General features: G+C 66.0%; 11 protein-coding genes. 6 read left to right on the forward strand and 5 right to left on the reverse strand.

What is annotated here, in order from left to right:
• The first annotated feature begins 29 nt into the window (after window positions 1–29).
• Entirely contained in the window at window positions 30–581 is a 552-nt protein-coding gene (locus ACSYAO_RS14330; protein ID WP_049463158.1) for a DUF2939 domain-containing protein, read from the forward strand.
• 135 nt (window positions 582–716) lie between these two features.
• Here ACSYAO_RS14330 and ACSYAO_RS14335 read toward each other — a convergent pair whose 3' ends face one another.
• The 3 genes from ACSYAO_RS14335 to ACSYAO_RS14345 all read right to left on the reverse strand — a co-directional run bounded on the left by ACSYAO_RS14335 (window position 717) and on the right by ACSYAO_RS14345 (window position 7,667).
• Window positions 717–1,661 carry a 5'-nucleotidase gene (locus ACSYAO_RS14335; protein ID WP_087923029.1) on the reverse strand — a complete coding sequence of 315 codons (945 nt, stop codon included), beginning with the start codon at window positions 1,659–1,661 and terminating at the stop codon, window positions 717–719.
• A 47-nt stretch (window positions 1,662–1,708) separates the two neighbouring features.
• The gene (locus ACSYAO_RS14340) at window positions 1,709–2,482 is read right to left on the reverse strand and encodes an NAD kinase (RefSeq protein ID WP_006376667.1); all 774 of its coding nucleotides are present in this window, start codon (window positions 2,480–2,482) and stop codon (window positions 1,709–1,711) included.
• 208 nt (window positions 2,483–2,690) lie between these two features.
• Window positions 2,691–7,667 (reverse strand): NAD-glutamate dehydrogenase, encoded by a 4,977-nt coding sequence (locus ACSYAO_RS14345; RefSeq protein ID WP_149909403.1) that lies wholly within the window; start codon window positions 7,665–7,667, stop codon window positions 2,691–2,693.
• Between the two features lie 250 nt (window positions 7,668–7,917).
• Here ACSYAO_RS14345 and ACSYAO_RS14350 point away from each other — a divergent pair, with 250 nt between their 5' ends.
• Genes ACSYAO_RS14350 through ACSYAO_RS14360 form a run of 3 tightly spaced genes read left to right on the forward strand, consistent with a single transcriptional unit; the run spans window position 7,918 to window position 13,031 of the window.
• On the forward strand, window positions 7,918–8,574 hold the full coding sequence (locus ACSYAO_RS14350) for a TetR/AcrR family transcriptional regulator (protein WP_032127669.1): 657 nt from the start codon (window positions 7,918–7,920) through the stop codon (window positions 8,572–8,574).
• Window positions 8,574–9,842: an efflux RND transporter periplasmic adaptor subunit gene (locus ACSYAO_RS14355; protein ID WP_049422071.1), complete on the forward strand. Its 1,269-nt coding sequence runs from the start codon at window positions 8,574–8,576 to the stop codon at window positions 9,840–9,842. Before ACSYAO_RS14350 ends, ACSYAO_RS14355 begins: the two co-directional genes overlap by 1 nt.
• Before the next feature lie 15 nt (window positions 9,843–9,857).
• Window positions 9,858–13,031: a multidrug efflux RND transporter permease subunit gene (locus ACSYAO_RS14360; RefSeq protein ID WP_049400218.1), complete on the forward strand. Its 3,174-nt coding sequence runs from the start codon at window positions 9,858–9,860 to the stop codon at window positions 13,029–13,031.
• A 139-nt stretch (window positions 13,032–13,170) separates the two neighbouring features.
• Here the strand turns inward: ACSYAO_RS14360 and ACSYAO_RS14365 are convergent, their stop codons facing one another.
• Complete coding sequence (locus ACSYAO_RS14365) at window positions 13,171–13,434, reverse strand: hypothetical protein (RefSeq protein WP_080355173.1); 264 nt, start codon at window positions 13,432–13,434, stop codon at window positions 13,171–13,173.
• Between the two features lie 155 nt (window positions 13,435–13,589).
• Window positions 13,590–14,738 (reverse strand): acyl-CoA dehydrogenase family protein, encoded by a 1,149-nt coding sequence (locus ACSYAO_RS14370; protein WP_149909404.1) that lies wholly within the window; start codon window positions 14,736–14,738, stop codon window positions 13,590–13,592.
• A 153-nt stretch (window positions 14,739–14,891) separates the two neighbouring features.
• On the opposite strand from ACSYAO_RS14370, the gene ACSYAO_RS14375 reads away from it, so the two are divergent.
• On the forward strand, window positions 14,892–15,821 hold the full coding sequence (locus ACSYAO_RS14375; RefSeq protein ID WP_032127664.1) for an ArsR/SmtB family transcription factor: 930 nt from the start codon (window positions 14,892–14,894) through the stop codon (window positions 15,819–15,821).
• A gap of 13 nt (window positions 15,822–15,834) precedes the next feature.
• Entirely contained in the window at window positions 15,835–16,926 is a 1,092-nt protein-coding gene (locus ACSYAO_RS14380; protein WP_049463154.1) for a homocysteine S-methyltransferase family protein, read from the forward strand.
• The last annotated feature ends 40 nt before the right edge of the window (window positions 16,927–16,966 follow it).

Raw genomic sequence — 16,966 nt, forward strand, 5'->3', positions numbered from 1 at the left:
GCTGCTGCGGTTGCGGCAGTCTGGGCGGCATGAAGAAACTCACCGCACTCGTTGGGCTGCTGGTCCTGGCCTTGGCCGCCTGGTGGTTCGGCGGCCCGTACATGACCGTCAATGGCCTGTCCAAGGCCATTGAGCAACGCGACACCGCGCGCCTGGAGCGTTACGTCGATTTCCCGCGCGTGCGCAGCAGCCTGCGCGCGCAGCTCAATGACTATCTGGTGCGCCAAGCAGGCCCGGATGTGGCGGCCAGCCCGTTCGGTGCCCTGCTGTACGGGCTGGGCGACCAGCTTGGTGGTGCCGCGGTGGACACCATGGTGACCCCGACCGGGATCGGCGCGATGCTGCAGGGCCACGTGCTGTGGAAGCGTGGCCGCAATGAACTGCAGGGCGGCGATGCCTTCGGTGCGACCGAACCGGCGCGGCCGTTGAAGCATGCCGAGCACCATTTCGAGGCACTGGACCGCTTCGTGATCAATGTCGATCGCGGCCCCGGCCAGCCGCCAATGAAGGTGGTGCTGGAACCGCAGGGCCTGCGCTGGAAAGTGGTGGACCTGCAGCTGGGGATGTCCGGCAGCCCTTGACGGGACCCGTGGCCTGACGGCAATGCCAACCAAGGTTGGCGACTACCGGGGCATGGCGCTCTGGTAGATGCCCACCTTGGTGGGCATGGATGCATGGCAGTGCCAACCAACGGTTGGCACCCACCCGTCGTGGCCTCAGCTCTCGTTGGCGACACCATGTGGTACGTGGCCGGCGGCCACATGCTCGCGGGCGCTGTCGATGTTGTGCTGCGAATCATCGAAGAAGATGTCGGCGCCGAACGCCTGCAGGAACGGGCCCTTGTGGCGGCCGCCGAGGAACAGGGCCTCGTCCAGGCGCACGCCCCACTCGCGCAGGGTGCGGATCACCCGTTCGTGCGCAGGTGCCGAACGCGCGGTCACCAGTGCGGTGCGGATCGGTGCACTGTCTCCGGCCGGGAACACTTCCTGCAGCGTGTGCAGCGCCGACAGGAAGCCACGGAACGGCCCGCCGCTGAGCGGTTCGCGCGCACGTTCGCGCTCGTGCCGGCCGAATGCCTCCACGCCCTGCTCGCGCGAAATGCGCTCACTCTCGTCACCGAAGATCACCGCATCGCCATCGAAGGCGATGCGCAGCTGGCCGGCCGGGCGACCGGTATCGATCTGGTCGGCCGCCGCAGCGGCGGTTTCGCCAGGCGGCTTGGGCAGGATGGTCGCCGCCGCGATGCCATGGCGCAGCGCGCTGCGCACCGATTCGGGGTTGGCCGACAGGAACAGGTCGGTGCCGAATGGCTTCACGTACGGCCAGGTCGGCTCGCCGGCGGTGAACGTTGCGCGGATGATGCCCAGGCCGTAGTGCTGGATCGAATTGAAGATGCGCAGGCCGGTATCGGCCGAATTGCGCGACAGCAGGATCACCTCGACCCGCGGGTTCTCCGGGCTGGCGCCCTGGTTCAGCGCCAGCAACTTGCGCACCACCGGGAAGGCCACCCCGGGCCCGAGGATATCGTCCTCGTGCTGGCGCTGGAATTCGGCATAGGCCGCCACGCCATCGCTCTCGAACAGCGCATGGCTTTCCTCGAGGTCGAACAGGGCGCGCGAGGTCACCGCGACGGTCAGCAAACGGGGGGAGTTGTCGCCCATCGGTGGGGGTCCTTCAAGCGGTCGGCGGGGCCGGCCGCCTATTGTCGTCAAAAAACGAACTGTTCGCTCAGGATCCGGTCTTCCAGGTTGTGCTCCGGGTCGAACAGCAGGGTCACGCGGCGGTCCTTCGACTCGCGGATGGTCACCTCGACCACGTCGCGGGTCTCGTGCGAATCCGCTGTAACGCTGACCGGGCGCTTGTACGGATCAAGCACGCGGAAACGCACCTCGGTGTCGGCCTTGAGGATCGCCCCGCGCCAGCGTCGCGGCCGGTAAGGGGCCAGCGGCGTCAGCGCGATGGTATGCGAGCCCAGCGGCAGCACCGGTCCGTGCGCGGAATAGTTGTAGGCGGTACTGCCTGCCGGGGTGGCCACCAGCACGCCGTCTCCGATCAGTTCGGCCACACGTTCCTGGCCGTTGAGGTCGATGCCGATATGCGCCGCCTGCCGGGTCTGGCGCAGCAGCGACACATCGTTGTAGGCCAGCGAACCGGTACTGGTGCCCGACTCGGTCAGCGCCACCATTTCCAGCGGGCGCAGGTTGGCCGGTTCGGCACGGGCAATGCGGGCCTGCACGTCGTCGTCGCCGCGGTACTGGTTCATCAGGAAGCCGACGGTGCCCAGTTTCATGCCGAACACCGGCTTGCCCAGGTGCCCGTGCCGATGCAGGGTCTGCAGCATGAAGCCATCGCCGCCCAGTGGGCACAGCACGTCGGCCTGTTCCGGCGCGTGGTCGCCATAGCGCGAGACCATCGCCGCGCGGGCCATCTGCGCGGGCTCGGTGGTGCTGGCCAGGAAAGCGATGCGGGGGGTGTCGCTCATCGGTGGATCCGGGTGGGTGTGCCAGCAAGAGCATACCCGGTAGTGCCGGCCGCTGGCCGGCAACCGCCTATCTGCGGGGAGGCCCATGGGGTTGCCGGCCAGCGGCCGGCACTACCCGTCCCAGGCATGCGCTACAAAACAAAACGGCCCCGCTTTCGCGGGGCCGTTCCGTTTCACTCATGCCAGGCATCGCCTGGCACCACTCCACTTATGCGCCGTGGGCAGCGAGCTGGCCCAGGCGCTGGACCGCGACCGAGACGGTCGGGTAGTCCAGGGTCTTCTGCTCGGCCAGTTCGGCCAGCATCGCCAGGGTGAAGCGCAGGCTGTTGTCGTCGCGACCCATCCAGGCCGCCACCTTCGCTTCAGCACTGCTGCCCTTGGTGCCCAGCACCTGGCCCGCCAGGTTGCGGTGGTTGGCGGCCAGCTCGTCACGCAGCACGCCACGTGCCACGGCGTGCCAACGGCCATTGACCTCCAGCGCGTCGACCTGCTCGAACAGCCACGGCAGCTGCAGGGCGTCGCCCAGGCGGAAGTGGACCTTGGACACGTCCACCGGCTTCAGCTTGCGGGTGCGGGCCAGTTCGATGATGTCGAACGCCGGCTCCAGGAAGTGCAGTTCGGCCAGCTGCTGTGCCAGTGCGGACGGCAGGCCCTTTTCCTTCCACTCGGCCACCAGGGCTTCGTAGGTCGGACGCTGCGAATCCGGCAGCACACCCGAGGCAACACGGATGTCGTTGAACGGACCCTGGTAGCGGTTGACCGCTTCGGTGATGCCCGGCATCGCGCCCGGGCGCGACAGCAGCCAGCGCACGAACGAGCGCTGCAGCTTCCAGATCACTTCCAGTGCGTCGATCTGCACCGACTCCGGCACCTTGCCGTCGAGGGCATCGATCTGCGCCCACAGCGCGCGTGCATCCAGCGTTTCACGGCTGATGGTGTAGGCCTTGGCGACCTCGGCGATGGAACGGCCGGTGTCTTCCTGCATGCGCATCAGGAAGGTGGCGCCCATGCGGTTGATGGTCTGGTTGGTCACGGCCGTGGCGATGATTTCGCGCTTCAGGCGGTGACGCTCCATCGCGTCGGCGTACTTCTTCTGCAGCGGGGTCGGGAAGTAGCGCTGCAGCTCCTTGGACAGGTACGGATCTTCCGGGATGTCCGAATCCAGCAGCTGGGCGAACGCCACCAGCTTGGAGTAGGACAGCAGCACCGACAGCTCCGGACGGGTCAGGCCCTGGCCGCGTGCCTTGCGCTGCGACAGCTCGGCATCGGACGGCAGGAACTCGATCTGGCGATCAAGCAGGCCCTGCTGCTCCAGGGTACGGATGAAGTGCTGCTTGGAACCCAGGCGCTTGACCGCCATCCGCTCCATCAGGCTCAGCGCCTGGTTCTGGCGGTAGTTGTCGTTGAGCACCAGCTCGGCGACTTCATCGGTCATCGAGGCCAGCAGCTTGTTGCGCTGCTCGACGGTCAGCTTCTTCGCCCGCACCACATCGTTGAGCAGGATCTTGATGTTGACTTCATGGTCGGAGGTGTCGACACCGGCCGAGTTGTCGATGAAGTCGGTGTTGAGCAGCACGCCGGCCTGGGCGGCTTCGATGCGGCCCAGCTGGGTCATGCCCAGGTTGCCGCCCTCGCCCACCACCTTGCAGCGCAGCTCGCCACCGTTCACGCGCAGCGCGTTGTTGGCGCGGTCGCCGACATCGCTGTGCTGCTCGCTGGCGGCCTTGACGTAGGTACCGATGCCACCGTTCCACAGCAGGTCGACCGGTGCCTTCAGGATCGCGCTCATCAGATCGTTCGGCGACAGCGCCTTGACGTTCTCGTCCAGGCCCAGCACTTCACGCACCTGCGGGGTGATCTCGATCGACTTCAGGCTGCGCGGGTACACGCCGCCACCCTTGCTGATCAGCTTGGCATCGTAGTCCGCCCAGCTCGAACGCGGCACGGTGAACAGGCGCTCACGTTCGACGAACGTGGTGGCTGCATCCGGGTTCGGGTCCAGGAAGATGTGGCGGTGATCGAACGCGGCGACCAGGCGGATGTGGCGCGACAGCAGCATGCCGTTGCCGAACACGTCGCCGGACATGTCGCCGACGCCGACTGCGGTGAAGTCCTGGCTCTGGCTGTCACGGCCCAGCGCACGGAAGTGGCGCTTGACCGACTCCCACGCACCGCGTGCGGTGATGCCCATGCCCTTGTGGTCGTAACCGACCGAACCACCGGAGGCGAACGCATCGCCCATCCAGAAGCCGTGCGCGATGGCCAGGCCGTTGGCAATGTCGGAGAAGGTCGCGGTGCCCTTGTCGGCAGCCACCACCAGGTACGGATCGTCCATGTCGTGGCGCACGACATCCACCGGCGGCACGATCTTGTTGTTGACGATGTTGTCGGTGATGTCCAGCAGGCCCTGGATGAACAGCTTGTAGCAGGCCACGCCGTTGGCGAAGATCGCGTCGCGGTCGCCGTTCACCGGCGGGGTCTTGGCGAAGAAGCCGCCCTTCGCGCCGACCGGCACGATGACGGTGTTCTTGACCATCTGCGCCTTGACCAGGCCCAGTACTTCGGTACGGAAGTCTTCGCGACGGTCCGACCAGCGCAGGCCACCACGGGCGACCGCGCCGAAGCGCAGGTGGGTACCTTCCACGCGCGGGCCGTAGACGAAGATTTCGCGGTACGGGCGCGGCTTCGGCAGGTCCGGCACCAGCGCCGAATCGAACTTGAAGCTGATGACATGGCCGTGCTGGCCGTTGGCATCGGTCTGGTAGTAGCTGGTACGCAGGGTCGCGTCGATCACGCCCATGAACGAGCGCAGGATGCGGTCCTCGTCCAGGCTGGACACGCGGTCCATCAGCTTCAGCAGCGCATCGCGCGCGGCCTGCATCTGCGCGTCGCGGTCACCCTTGCGGGCGTCGACCACGGTCTTGAGCACCTTCAGGGTGGCGTCGTCGCCAGCGGCCAGCACATCGAAGTGGGCCTTCAGCTGGGCCTGGCCGGCGGCGATATCGTCCTTGCTTTCGTGGCCGGTAGCCGGATCGAAGCGGGCTTCGAACAGCTCGACCAGCAGGCGGGCCAGCAGCGGGTAGCGCGCGAAGGTGCCTTCCACGTAGGCCTGCGAGAACGGCACGCCGGTCTGCAGCAGGTACTTGCAGTAGCCGCGCAGCATGGCGACCTGGCGCCAGTGCAGGCCAGCGGCCAGCACCAGGCGGTTGAAGCCGTCGTTCTCGGCATCGCCGTGCCAGACGCGGGCGAAGGTCTCGCCGAAGGCTTCATCGACGCTGGCGGCATCGATCGCGCCGGCGGTCGACTCGACCTCGAAGTCCTGCACGTACACCGGGGCGTTGTCGACCGACAGGCGGTACGGACGCTCGGCGATCACGCGCAGGCCCATGTTTTCCATCATCGGCAGCGCGTCCGACAGCGGAATGTCGTCCAGCTGGCGATACAACTTCAGGCGCAGGCCATCGCCGCTTTCGCGCGGCACGGCCTGCAGGCTCAGGCGCAGGTCGTCCGGGCCGGTCAGGGCATCGAGCTGGCTGACATCGTTGGCGGCAACGGCGGTGCTGTTGTCTTCAATGTAGCCGGCCGGCAGTGCCTTGCCGATACGGGCAGCGATGCGCAGGCCTTCGGTTTCGCCATGGCGGGTCACCAGCGCTTCGCGCAGGTCGTCCTGCCAGTTGCGCAGCACCTGGGCCAGCTTCTGCTCCAGTTCGGCGGTATCGACGTCCAGCATTTCGCCCGGCTTCGGGCGCACGATCAGGTGCACCTGGGCCAGCGGCGATTCGCCCAGTACCACCGAGCTGTCGACGTACTCGCCGTGCAGCGCGTCCTTCAGCATCGCTTCGATGCGCAGGCGCACGTCGGTGTTGAAGCGCTCACGCGGCAGGTAGACCAGCGCGGAGATGAAACGGCTGTACTTGTCGCGGCGCAGGAACAGGCGGCTGCGCACGCGCTCCTGCAGGCCCAGCACGCCCATGGCAGTGCGGAACAGTTCGTCCTCGCTGGACTGGAACAGTTCTTCGCGCGGCAGGGTTTCCAGGATGTGGCGCAGGGCCTTGCCGCTGTGGCTGGCCGAGGCCAGGCCCGACTGCTTCATCACGTGCTCGTGGCGCTGGCGCACCAGCGGGATTTCCCACGGGCGACGGTTGTAGGCGCTGGAGGTGAACAGGCCGAGGAAGCGCTGCTCGCCGATGATCTTGCCCTTGGCGTCGAATTCCAGCACGCCGATGTAGTCCATGTAGCCGGCGCGGTGCACGCGCGAACGGGCATTGGTCTTGGTCAGGATCAGCGCGTCCTTCAGCCCGGACGTGGTGTTCAGGCCCTGCGCGGCCAGGGTCTTGACCGGACGTGCGGCGGACTTGTCCTTGCCGCGCATCAGGCCCAGGCCGGTGTCGTTCAGCGGCGCCAGCACCTCTTCCTTGCCCTGCTTCTCGACGCGGTACTCGCGGTAGCCGAAGAAGGTGAAGTGGTTGTCGGCGGCCCAGCGCAGGAATTCCTGTGCTTCCTTGCGCGACGCGTCGTCGACCGGCAGCTGGCGGCTGCCCAGGTCGTCGGCCAGCGCCAGCGCCTTGTCCTTCATCGGCTGCCAGTCGCGCACGATCGCACGCACTTCGTCCAGCGCCTTGCTGATGGCCTGCTCGATGGCCGCCATGGCTTCGGCCGGCTGGCGGTCGATCTCCAGCAGCATCACCGACTCGGCATCACCCTCGCCGACCTTGACCAGCTTGCCGGCCTTGTCGCGGGTGAAGCGCAGCACCGGGTGGCCCAACACGTGAACACCCACGCCCTGTTCGGCCAGCGACATGGTGACGGTGTCGACCAGGAATGGCATGTCGTCGTTGACGATCTGCAGCACGGTGTGCGGCGATTCCCAACCGTTGGCCTTCGCGGTCGGATTGAACACGCGGACGTTGGCCTTGCCGGCCTTGCGGGCACGGGCGAATTCCAGCGTCTCAGCCGCGAGAGCGGCCCACTCTTCAGCGCTGTGGTGCGGGAACTCGTCCGACTCCATGCGCTTGTAGAAGTCAGTGGCGAAGGCCACCGCTTCGGCCTGTGCGGCCGCGGGGTAACGCTTGCGCAATGCCGTGTACACCGGCTCCAGGGAGAAACCAGCGGTCACTGCGACCTCCGACTCTGCTGGTTTGGTCTTGTTTTTCACGGTCTTGGCTGCGGTTTTTTGCGGTTTCATGGCAGAGCGATGCGCTTGCTCAGTTGGGAAAATGAAATTGTAGCCCTACCGCACGAAAAGGCCTTGCTGCAGGACGGAATAACCAGATTCGGGTTTGCTGCGGTTTAGACGCCTATTCAGTTCGCACCGGCATGGTGCTGGTGCGCGCTTCAGCACTGCCGACAGGATCGGCAAAGCGTGTTACCGGAAGACACACGCGGCGACGCCGATTCGATTCCACAATCCTGAACTGGACGGTATAGTCCACCGCGTGAACCCGGCCTACCTCCCCGTTGCCCTCGACGCACGCGATGAGCGCGTGTTCGATGCCGTGCGCGAGCTGTTGGCCCAGCAGGGCATGCAGATGAGCATGGACGCGGTGGCCCAGCATGCCGGCTGCTCCAAGCAGACCCTGTACTCGCGCTACGGCAACAAGCAGGAACTGCTGCGCCGGGTGATGCAGCGCCATGTCGGCCACGCTACCGGAGCCATGGTTCGTGCACTCCGCACTGACGACCTGCGTGCCAGCCTGCTCCAGTTCGCCACCGACTTCCTGGAGCATTTCAACCAACCGCACGTAGGGCAGGCCTGTCGGCTGATCGCCGCCGACGCGGCCCAGTTTCCCGAAGAGGCGCGTACGCTGTACCGGCATGGCGCCGGCGCGCTGACGCTTCATCTTGCTGAATGGATTGAAACCGTTTGCATGCGTGGCCAGCTCCGGCATGACGACCCGCACTTCATGGCCGAACTGCTGCTGAGCATGATCGCCGGTCAGGATTTCGACAAACAGCGTTTCCATACCCCCCATCGTGATGACGCGCAGCTGCGTCGGCGCTGGGCAGAGTTCTCCGTCGACAGCTTCCTGCGCGCCTTCGCGCCTCAGCCGTCGGCGGCCCCGTCTTCAAACCAACCCCGGAGTTCCTCCTGATGACCGCCCCACTCCGCACCCTTGCCTTGACGTGCGCCGTTGCTGTCGCGCTGGCTGCCTGCAAGAAGCCGGAACAGCAGACGCCCCCGCCGCCGGAGGTGGGCGTGATCGACGCCAAGCCGCAGACCCTGCCGCTGCAGCGTGAGCTGGTCGGCCGCCTGTCGCCGTTCCGTAGCGCCGACGTCCGCGCGCGCGTGCCGGGCGTACTGCTCAAGCGCGTCTACCAGGAAGGCTCGCAGGTCAAGCAGGGCCAGCCCCTGTTCCTGATCGACCCGGCGCCGCTGCGTGCTTCGCTCAATGCCTCCGAGGCCCAGCTGGCCTCGGCCCGCGCCACCTACGCCAATGCCAAGGTGGCCGCGGACCGCGCGCGTTCGCTGGCGCCGCAGCAGTTCGTCTCCAAATCCGACCTGGACAACGCCGAATCGGCCGAGCGCACCGCGCTGGCCGCGGTCAAGCAGGCCGAAGCGGCGGTGACCTCTTCGCGCATCAGCCTGGGTTATACCGAAGTGACCGCGCCGATCAGCGGTGTGGCCAACAAGCAGCAGGTCACCGAAGGCGCACTGGTCGGCCAGGGCGATGTGACCCTGCTGACCACTGTCGACCAGCTCGACCCGCTGTACGTGAACTTCTCGCTGAGCGTGGACGAGTTGACCCAGCTGCGCGCGCAGCAGGCCAAGGGTGCGCTGGCGCTGTCCGGTGACGGCAAGGCCACGGTCAACGTCAAGCTGGCCGACGGCAGCACCTACAGCGAGCCGGGCACGCTGGACTTTTCTTCGACCACGGTCGACCCGGCCACCGGCGCGGTGTCGCTGCGTGCGCTGCTGCCGAACCCGCAGCAGATCCTGCTGCCCGGCGCCTTCGTCAGCTTCCAGGCCAACCTCGGCGAGCGCAACAACGCCTACCTGGTGCCGCAGCAGGCGCTGCTGCGCGACACCACCGGCGGCTACGTGATGGTGGTCGGTGCCGACGGCAAGGTGGTGCGCAAGAACGTGAAGACCGATGGCGCGCAGAACGGCAACTGGCTGGTCAGCGACGGCCTGGCCGCCGGTGACAAGGTGATCGTGGCCGGCGTGCAGAAGGTCAAGGAAGGTGCACCGGCGGTGGCCAAGCCGTGGACCCCGGGGCAGGACGCCAACGGCAAGCCTGCCGCAGGCGGCGCCGCTCCGGCGGGCGCAGCACCGGCCGCAGGCAAGGCACCGGCCGACGCGGCCAAGCCTGAGCAGGCCGATGCGGCCAAGCCGGCCGCCACCGATTCGAACAAGCAGTAACGGGAACCTTCCGTCATGCCTAAATTTTTCATCGAACATCCAGTCTTCGCCTGGGTGGTTGCGATCCTGATCTCGCTCAGCGGCGTGATCGCGATCCTCAACCTGGGCGTGGAGTCCTATCCCAACATCGCCCCGCCGCAGGTCACCGTCTCGGCGACCTACCCGGGCGCCAGTGCGGACACCACCGAGAAATCGGTAACCCAGGTGATCGAGCAGCAGCTGACCGGTATCGATCACCTGCTGTACTTCAGCTCATCGTCCGCCTCCAACGGCCGCGCGCAGATCACCCTGACCTTCGAGACCGGTACCGATCCGGACATCGCCCAGGTGCAGGTGCAGAACAAGGTCTCGCTGGCCACGCCACGCCTGCCTTCGGAAGTGACCCAGCAGGGCGTGGTGGTGGCCAAGGCCAACGCCGGCTTCCTGATGGTGATCGCGCTGCAGTCCGATACGCCGGCCATCAACCGTGACGCCCTGAACGACATCGTCGGTTCGCGCGTGCTCGATCAGGTCTCGCGTATTCCCGGCGTCGGCAGCACCCAGCAGTTCGGTTCCGAGTACGCCATGAACATCTGGCTCAACCCGGAGAAGATGCAGGGTTATGGCCTGTCGGCCAGCCAGGTGCTCGCCGCGGTGCGTGCGCAGAACGTGCAGTTCGCTGCCGGTGCGCTGGGTTCGGACCCGTCTCCGGAAGGCCAGCACTTCACCGCCACGGTCTCGGCCGAGGGCCGCTTCAGCTCGCCGCAGGAGTTCGAGAACATCATCCTGCGGGCAAATCCGGACGGTTCGCGGGTGCTGATGAAGGACATCGCCCGCGTTGCCTTCGGTGCCAACAACTACGGTTTCGACACCCAGTACAACGGCAAGCCGACCGGTGCCTTCGCCATCCAGCTGCTGCCGGGCGCCAACGCCCTGAACGTGGCCGATGCGGTGCGCGCCAAGATGGACGAGCTGCAGCCCAGCTTCCCGTCCGGGGTGACCTGGTTCTCGCCGTACGACAGCACCACCTTCGTCAAGATCTCCATCCAGGAAGTGGTCAAGACACTGTTTGAAGCAGTGTTCCTGGTGTTCCTGGTGATGCTGATCTTCCTGCAGAACTTCCGCGCCACGCTGATCCCGACCCTGGTCATCCCGGTGGCCCTGCTCGGCACCTTCCTGGGCATGTGGATGATCGGCTTCACGATCAACCAGCTGACCCTGTTCGCGATGGTGCTGGCGATCGGCATCGTGGTCGATGACGCGATCGTGGTGATCGAGAACGTCGAACGCATCATGACCGAGGAAGGCCTGGCGCCGAAGCCGGCCACGCAGAAGGCGATGACCCAGATCACCGGCGCGGTGGTGGCGATCACCGTCGTACTGGCCGCGGTGTTCATCCCGTCCGCCCTGCAGGGCGGCGCCGCCGGTGAGATCTACAAGCAGTTCGCGCTGACCATCGCCATCTCGATGGCGTTCTCGGCGTTCCTGGCTCTGGGCTTCACCCCGGCGCTGTGCGCGACCTTCCTCAAGCCGACGCACAACGACAACCCGAACATCATCTACCGCACCTTCAACAAGTACTACGACAAGATCAGCCATACCTATGTGGGGCACATCACTTCGGCGGTGCGCCATGCACCGCGCTGGATGATCCTGTTCGTGGTGCTGACCGCACTGTGCGGCTTCCTGTTCACCCGCATGCCGGGCAGCTTCCTGCCGGAAGAAGACCAGGGCTATGCGCTGGCGATCGTGCAGTTGCCGCCGGGCTCGACCAAGGGCCAGACCAACGAAGTGTTCGCGCAGATGCGTGGCATCCTGGAAAAGCAGGATGGCTATGAAGGCATGCTGCAGGTGGCCGGTTTCAGCTTCGTCGGTTCCGGCGAGAACGTGGGCATGGGCTTCATCCGCCTGAAGCCATGGGAGGAACGCAAGTTCACCGCGCCCGAGTTCATCCAGAACATGAACGGCGCGTTCTACGGCATCAAGGAAGCGCAGATCTTCGTGGTCAACCTGCCCACCGTGCAGGGCCTCGGCCAGTTCGGCGGCTTCGACATGTGGCTGCAGGACCGCAGCGGTGCCGGCTACGAGCAGCTGACCCAGGCGCGCAACATCCTGCTTGGCCAGGCTGCGCAGAAGCCCGACCATCTGGTGGGCGTACGCCCGAACGGCCTGGAAAACGCCCCGCAGCTGCAGCTGCATGTCGACCGCGTGCAGGCGCAGTCGATGGGCATGTCGGTGTCGGACGTGTACAGCACCATCCAGCTGATGCTGGCCCCGGTGTACGTGAACGACTTCTTCTACGAAGGCCGCATCAAGCGCGTGACCATGCAGGCCGATGGTCCGTACCGCACCGGCCAGGAGTCGCTGAAGAGCTTCTACAGCCCGTCCAGCCTGACCACGAATGCCGACGGCACCAATGCGATGATCCCGCTCAATACGGTGGTCAAGTCCGAATGGGTGTCGGCACCGCCGTCGCTGAGCCGCTACAACGGCTACTCGGCGATCAACATCGTCGGCTCGCAGGCACCGGGCACCAGCTCGGGTGAGGCGATGCAGACCATGGAAGGCATCGTCAACGACGATCTGCCGGCCGGCTTCGGCTACGACTGGTCGGGCATGTCCTACCAGGAAATCCTGGCCGGCAACGCGGCGACGCTGCTGCTGGTGCTGTCGATCGTGGTGGTGTTCCTGTGCCTGGCCGCGTTGTATGAAAGCTGGTCGATCCCGGTGGCGGTGCTGCTGGTGGTGCCGCTTGGCGTGCTTGGCGCCCTCGGCCTGTCGATGCTGCGTGGCCTGCCGAACGATCTGTTCTTCAAGATCGGCCTGATCACCGTGATCGGCCTGGCCGCCAAGAACGCGATCCTGATCGTGGAGTTCGCGGTGGAGCAGCGCGCAGCAGGCAAGACCCTTCGCGATGCCACCATCGAGGCGGCACGCCTGCGTTTCCGACCGATCCTGATGACCTCGTTCGCGTTCATCATGGGCGTGATCCCGATGGCGATCTCCACCGGCGCCGGCGCCAACTCCCGCCACGCCATCGGCACCGGCGTGATCGGCGGCATGCTGTTCGCCACCCTGCTCGGCCTGCTGATGATCCCGGTGTTCTTCGTGGTCGTGCGCCGCATGCTGGGTGACAAGCTGGATGAGTCCTCCAAGGAATTCATGGAGCGCCAGCGCGACGCGGAAGCCGCGCACCGCCCGGATCGTTGATCCGGCGGTGGGTTGAAACGAAAAGGCCCCGGAGCGATCCGGGGCCTTTTCATTCGTGCCATGAAGCCGGTAGTCGCCAACCTTGGTTGGCGCCGCTGGATTCATGCCAACCAAGGTTGGCGCATGCCAAGCCGGCGTCTCAGCGCAGCAGTGCAACCACCACGCACACCACCACGAGAGCCAATGCAGCCCATTGCATCGGCACAAAGAAGAAATGATGGGGTGCAGCCATACCCTTCTGCCGCGGCGCACGGTTGAGCCACAAACCCAGCAATACGTTCACCGCTGCGCCGATGCCTGCACCCAACAGAACCTGGGGCAGCGGCGTGTTGCCCCTGGAGCCTTCATGCGGAAAGAAGTACGCCAGCAGCAGGATGGCTGCAATCGGCGTCACCAGCGTCATGAATCCCCAACCTCGATAGATCATCTTTGCAGACCGCGTAAAAACCGGCTTGCATTGGACCAGATCGGGTATCGCTCGGCCAAGAAGACCGTGTATCCACGCATGGCGTGGATCTACTGGCCGCGCCGCCGTTGCAGCGGCGCGGCCGGTCGAACTCAGCGCAGCCCGGTCTCGTTGCGGGCGATCACCAGGCGCTGGATTTCCGAGGTGCCCTCGTAGATCTCGGTGATCTTGGCATCTCGGAAGTAGCGCTCCAGCGGCATTTCCTTCGAATACCCCATGCCGCCATGAATCTGCACGGCCTGATGGGTGATCCACATCGCCGCTTCCGAGGCCGTCAGCTTGGCCACCGCCGCTTCGGTGCTGAAGCGCTTGCCCTGGCCCTTCACCCACGCCGCGCGCAGGGTCAGCAGCAGCGCTGCGTCCAGCTTGCACTTCATGTCGGCGATCTTGGCCTGGGTCATCTGGAAGGTACCAATGGCCGCGCCGAACGCCTTGCGCTCCTTCACGTACTCCAGGGTCGCTTCATAGGCGGCACGGGCGATGCCGATGGCCTGCGAGGCGATACCGATGCGGCCAGCATCGAGCACGCTCATGGCGATCTTGAAGCCCTCGCCTTCCTGGCCCAGCACGTCTTCAGCCTGCGCCACGTAGTCGTTGAACTCGATCTCGCAGGTGGCCGAAGCGCGGATGCCGAGCTTCGGCTCCGTCTTGCCGCGACCGAAGCCCGCCTTGTCGGTATCGATGATGAAGGCGGTGATGCCGCGCGCGCCCTTGTCCGGCTCGCTCATTGCGAACAGCACGATGTACTTGGCCACCGGGCCGGAGGTGATCCAGCTCTTCTTGCCGTTGATGACGAAGGTGCCATCGGCCTGCTTCACCGCGCGGCAGCGCATGGCCGTGGCGTCCGAACCGGACTGCGGTTCGGTCAGCGCGAACGCGCCGATGGCCTCGCCTTCGGCGATGGCACGCACATGCTTCTGCTTCTGTTCCTCGGTACCGTGGGTGAGGATGCCGTTGCAGAACAGCGAGTTGTTGACCGACATGATGGTCGAATGGGCTGCGTCGGCGGCGGCGACCTCCACCATCGCCAACACGTACGCCACCGGGTCCATGCCCGCGCCACCGTATTCGGTCGGCACTTCGATGCCCATCAGGCCGTTTTCGCCCAGCAGGCGGATGTTGTCCAGCGGGAACTCGCCGGTGCGGTCATGGTGCTCCGCGCTGGGGGCGATCTTTTCCTGCGCGATGCGCCGCGCCACGTCCTGCAGCATCAACTGCTCTTCAGTAAAGCTGAAATCCACAACACCCTCCCGGGTACATGAAGTTATGGGCCGCGCACCGCGCGCCCAGGTGCCTCGATTGTACCGGGGCCCGCCAGTTTCCGTACGCCAGCGACTTGACCGCGGCAGGCGTTCTCAGCGAATATATCTCTATATCGCGATAGGTAGATATTTATGGATCTGGAAGACTGGTCGACCCGCCTCAAGGTGTTCGCCGATGCCACCCGCGTGCGCCTGCTGGCGCTGCTGGAGCAGGAGGAACTGACCGTGGCCGAACTGTCGGCGATCACCCGGCTGGCACAGCCACGGGTATCCACCCACCTGGCGCGCCTGAAGGAAGCCGGCCTGGTCCGCGACCGCCGTGCGGGCGTGTCGGCCTATTACCGCTTCGACGAGGCCCAGCTGGACCCGGCGCAGCGTGCATTGTGGCATGCCTTGAGCAATGGAAGCGACGACCCGTTGCTGCGGCAGGACGCTGAACGTGTCGCCGCCGTGCTGGCCCACCGTGCCTCCGACCAGAACTGGGCCGACAGCGTGGCCGGCGACATGGAGCGCCACTATTCTCCCGGCCGCACCTGGGAAGCCCTCGCGCGTACCGCGTTGCCGCTGCTGGAGACCGGCGACGTGCTGGACATCGCCTCCGGTGACGGCGTGCTGGCCGAACTCGTCGCCCCGCATGCCAAGCGCTACATCTGCATCGATACCAGCGCGCGCGTGGTTGCCGCTGCCAGCGAGCGCCTGCGCCGCCTGCCCAATGTGGAAGTGCGCGAGGGCGACATGCATGCGCTGCCGTTCAAGGACGGCAGCTTCGACCTGGTGGTGCTGATGCATGCGCTGACCTACGCCAGCAAACCGGCGCAGGCGGTGACCGAAGCCGCGCGCGTGCTGCGCTCCGGCGGCCGCCTGCTGCTGTGCAGCCTGGCCCGCCACGAGCACAAGGCGGCGGTGGAGGCCTACGGCCACGTCAACCTCGGCTTCAGCGACAAGGAGCTGCGCAGGTTCGTCGACAAGGCCGGCCTGCAGGTGTCCAGCCTGGAGACGGTCACCCGCGAAAAGCGTCCGCCGCACTTCGAAGTGATTTCACTGATCGCCAACAAGCCCTGAGCCCGAGATCGCCATGCCTGCCCTGCCCTGGTTGCATCCTGATCGTGCAAACGCCCTGCTCGACGCCCTGCGCGAGCGGATCCTGATCATCGACGGCGCGATGGGCACCATGATCCAGCGCCATGGCCTGCAGGAAGACGACTACCGCGGCGAGCGCTTCACCGGTGGCTACGATCATGTGCATGGCCCCGCTTGCGACCACGCCGTGCAGGAAGGGCATGACCTGAAGGGCAACAACGATCTGCTGCTGCTGACCCGGCCGCAGATCGTCGCCGACATCCATACCGCCTACCTGGAAGCGGGCGCGGATCTGGTCGAGACCAACACGTTCAACGCCACGTCGGTCAGCCAGGCCGACTACCACCTCGAACACCTGGTGTACGAGTTGAACAAGGCTGGCGCAGCGGTGGCACGCACCTGCTGCGATACAGTAGCCGCAACCACACCAGGCAAGCCACGCTTCGTGATCGGGGTGATCGGCCCGACCAGCCGCACCGCCTCGATCAGCCCCGATGTCAACGATCCGGGCTTCCGCAACACCAGCTTCGACGAGCTTCGCGACACGTACCGCGAAGCCATTGACGGCCTGATCGACGGCGGCGCCGACACCATCATGGTCGAGACCATCTTCGACACGCTCAATGCCAAGGCCGCGCTGTATGCACTGGAGGAGGCCTTCGATGCACGCGGCGCAAGGTTGCCCGTGATGATCTCCGGCACCATCACCGATGCCTCTGGGCGCACGCTGTCCGGGCAGACCGCCGAGGCCTTCCACGCGTCGCTCGCGCATGCGCGCCCATTGTCGATCGGCCTGAACTGCGCACTGGGTGCCGATGCGATGCGCCCGCACGTGGAAACCCTTGCGCAGATCGCCGACTGCTACGTCAGCGCACACCCCAACGCAGGCCTGCCCAATGCCTTCGGCGAGTACGACGAGACGCCCGAGGACATGGCCAGCACCCTGCGCGGTTTCGCCGAGGATGGCCTGTTGAACCTGGTCGGTGGCTGCTGTGGCTCCACCCCTGACCATATCCGCGCAATCGCCGAGGCCGTGGCCGGGCTGCCGCCGCGCGCCCTGCCCGGTGTCCAGGAGCAGGCCGCATGAATGTCGCCGCCACCGTTCCGCACTTCCCACCCTATTGCTG

The organism is Stenotrophomonas sp. STK16_22 (genome assembly GCF_051984505.1).
GTDB lineage: Bacteria > Pseudomonadota > Gammaproteobacteria > Xanthomonadales > Xanthomonadaceae > Stenotrophomonas > Stenotrophomonas maltophilia_A.

Coding starts and splice junctions, on each gene's coding strand:
- ACSYAO_RS14330 (WP_049463158.1), top strand. CDS start 30: ATGAAGAAACTCACCGCACTCGTTGGGCTGCTGGTCCTGGCCTTGGCC.
- ACSYAO_RS14335 (WP_087923029.1), bottom strand. CDS start 1,661: ATGGGCGACAACTCCCCCCGTTTGCTGACCGTCGCGGTGACCTCGCGC.
- ACSYAO_RS14340 (WP_006376667.1), bottom strand. CDS start 2,482: ATGAGCGACACCCCCCGCATCGCTTTCCTGGCCAGCACCACCGAGCCC.
- ACSYAO_RS14345 (WP_149909403.1), bottom strand. CDS start 7,667: ATGAAACCGCAAAAAACCGCAGCCAAGACCGTGAAAAACAAGACCAAA.
- ACSYAO_RS14355 (WP_049422071.1), top strand. CDS start 8,574: ATGACCGCCCCACTCCGCACCCTTGCCTTGACGTGCGCCGTTGCTGTC.
- ACSYAO_RS14360 (WP_049400218.1), top strand. CDS start 9,858: ATGCCTAAATTTTTCATCGAACATCCAGTCTTCGCCTGGGTGGTTGCG.
- ACSYAO_RS14365 (WP_080355173.1), bottom strand. CDS start 13,434: ATGACGCTGGTGACGCCGATTGCAGCCATCCTGCTGCTGGCGTACTTC.
- ACSYAO_RS14375 (WP_032127664.1), top strand. CDS start 14,892: ATGGATCTGGAAGACTGGTCGACCCGCCTCAAGGTGTTCGCCGATGCC.
- ACSYAO_RS14380 (WP_049463154.1), top strand. CDS start 15,835: ATGCCTGCCCTGCCCTGGTTGCATCCTGATCGTGCAAACGCCCTGCTC.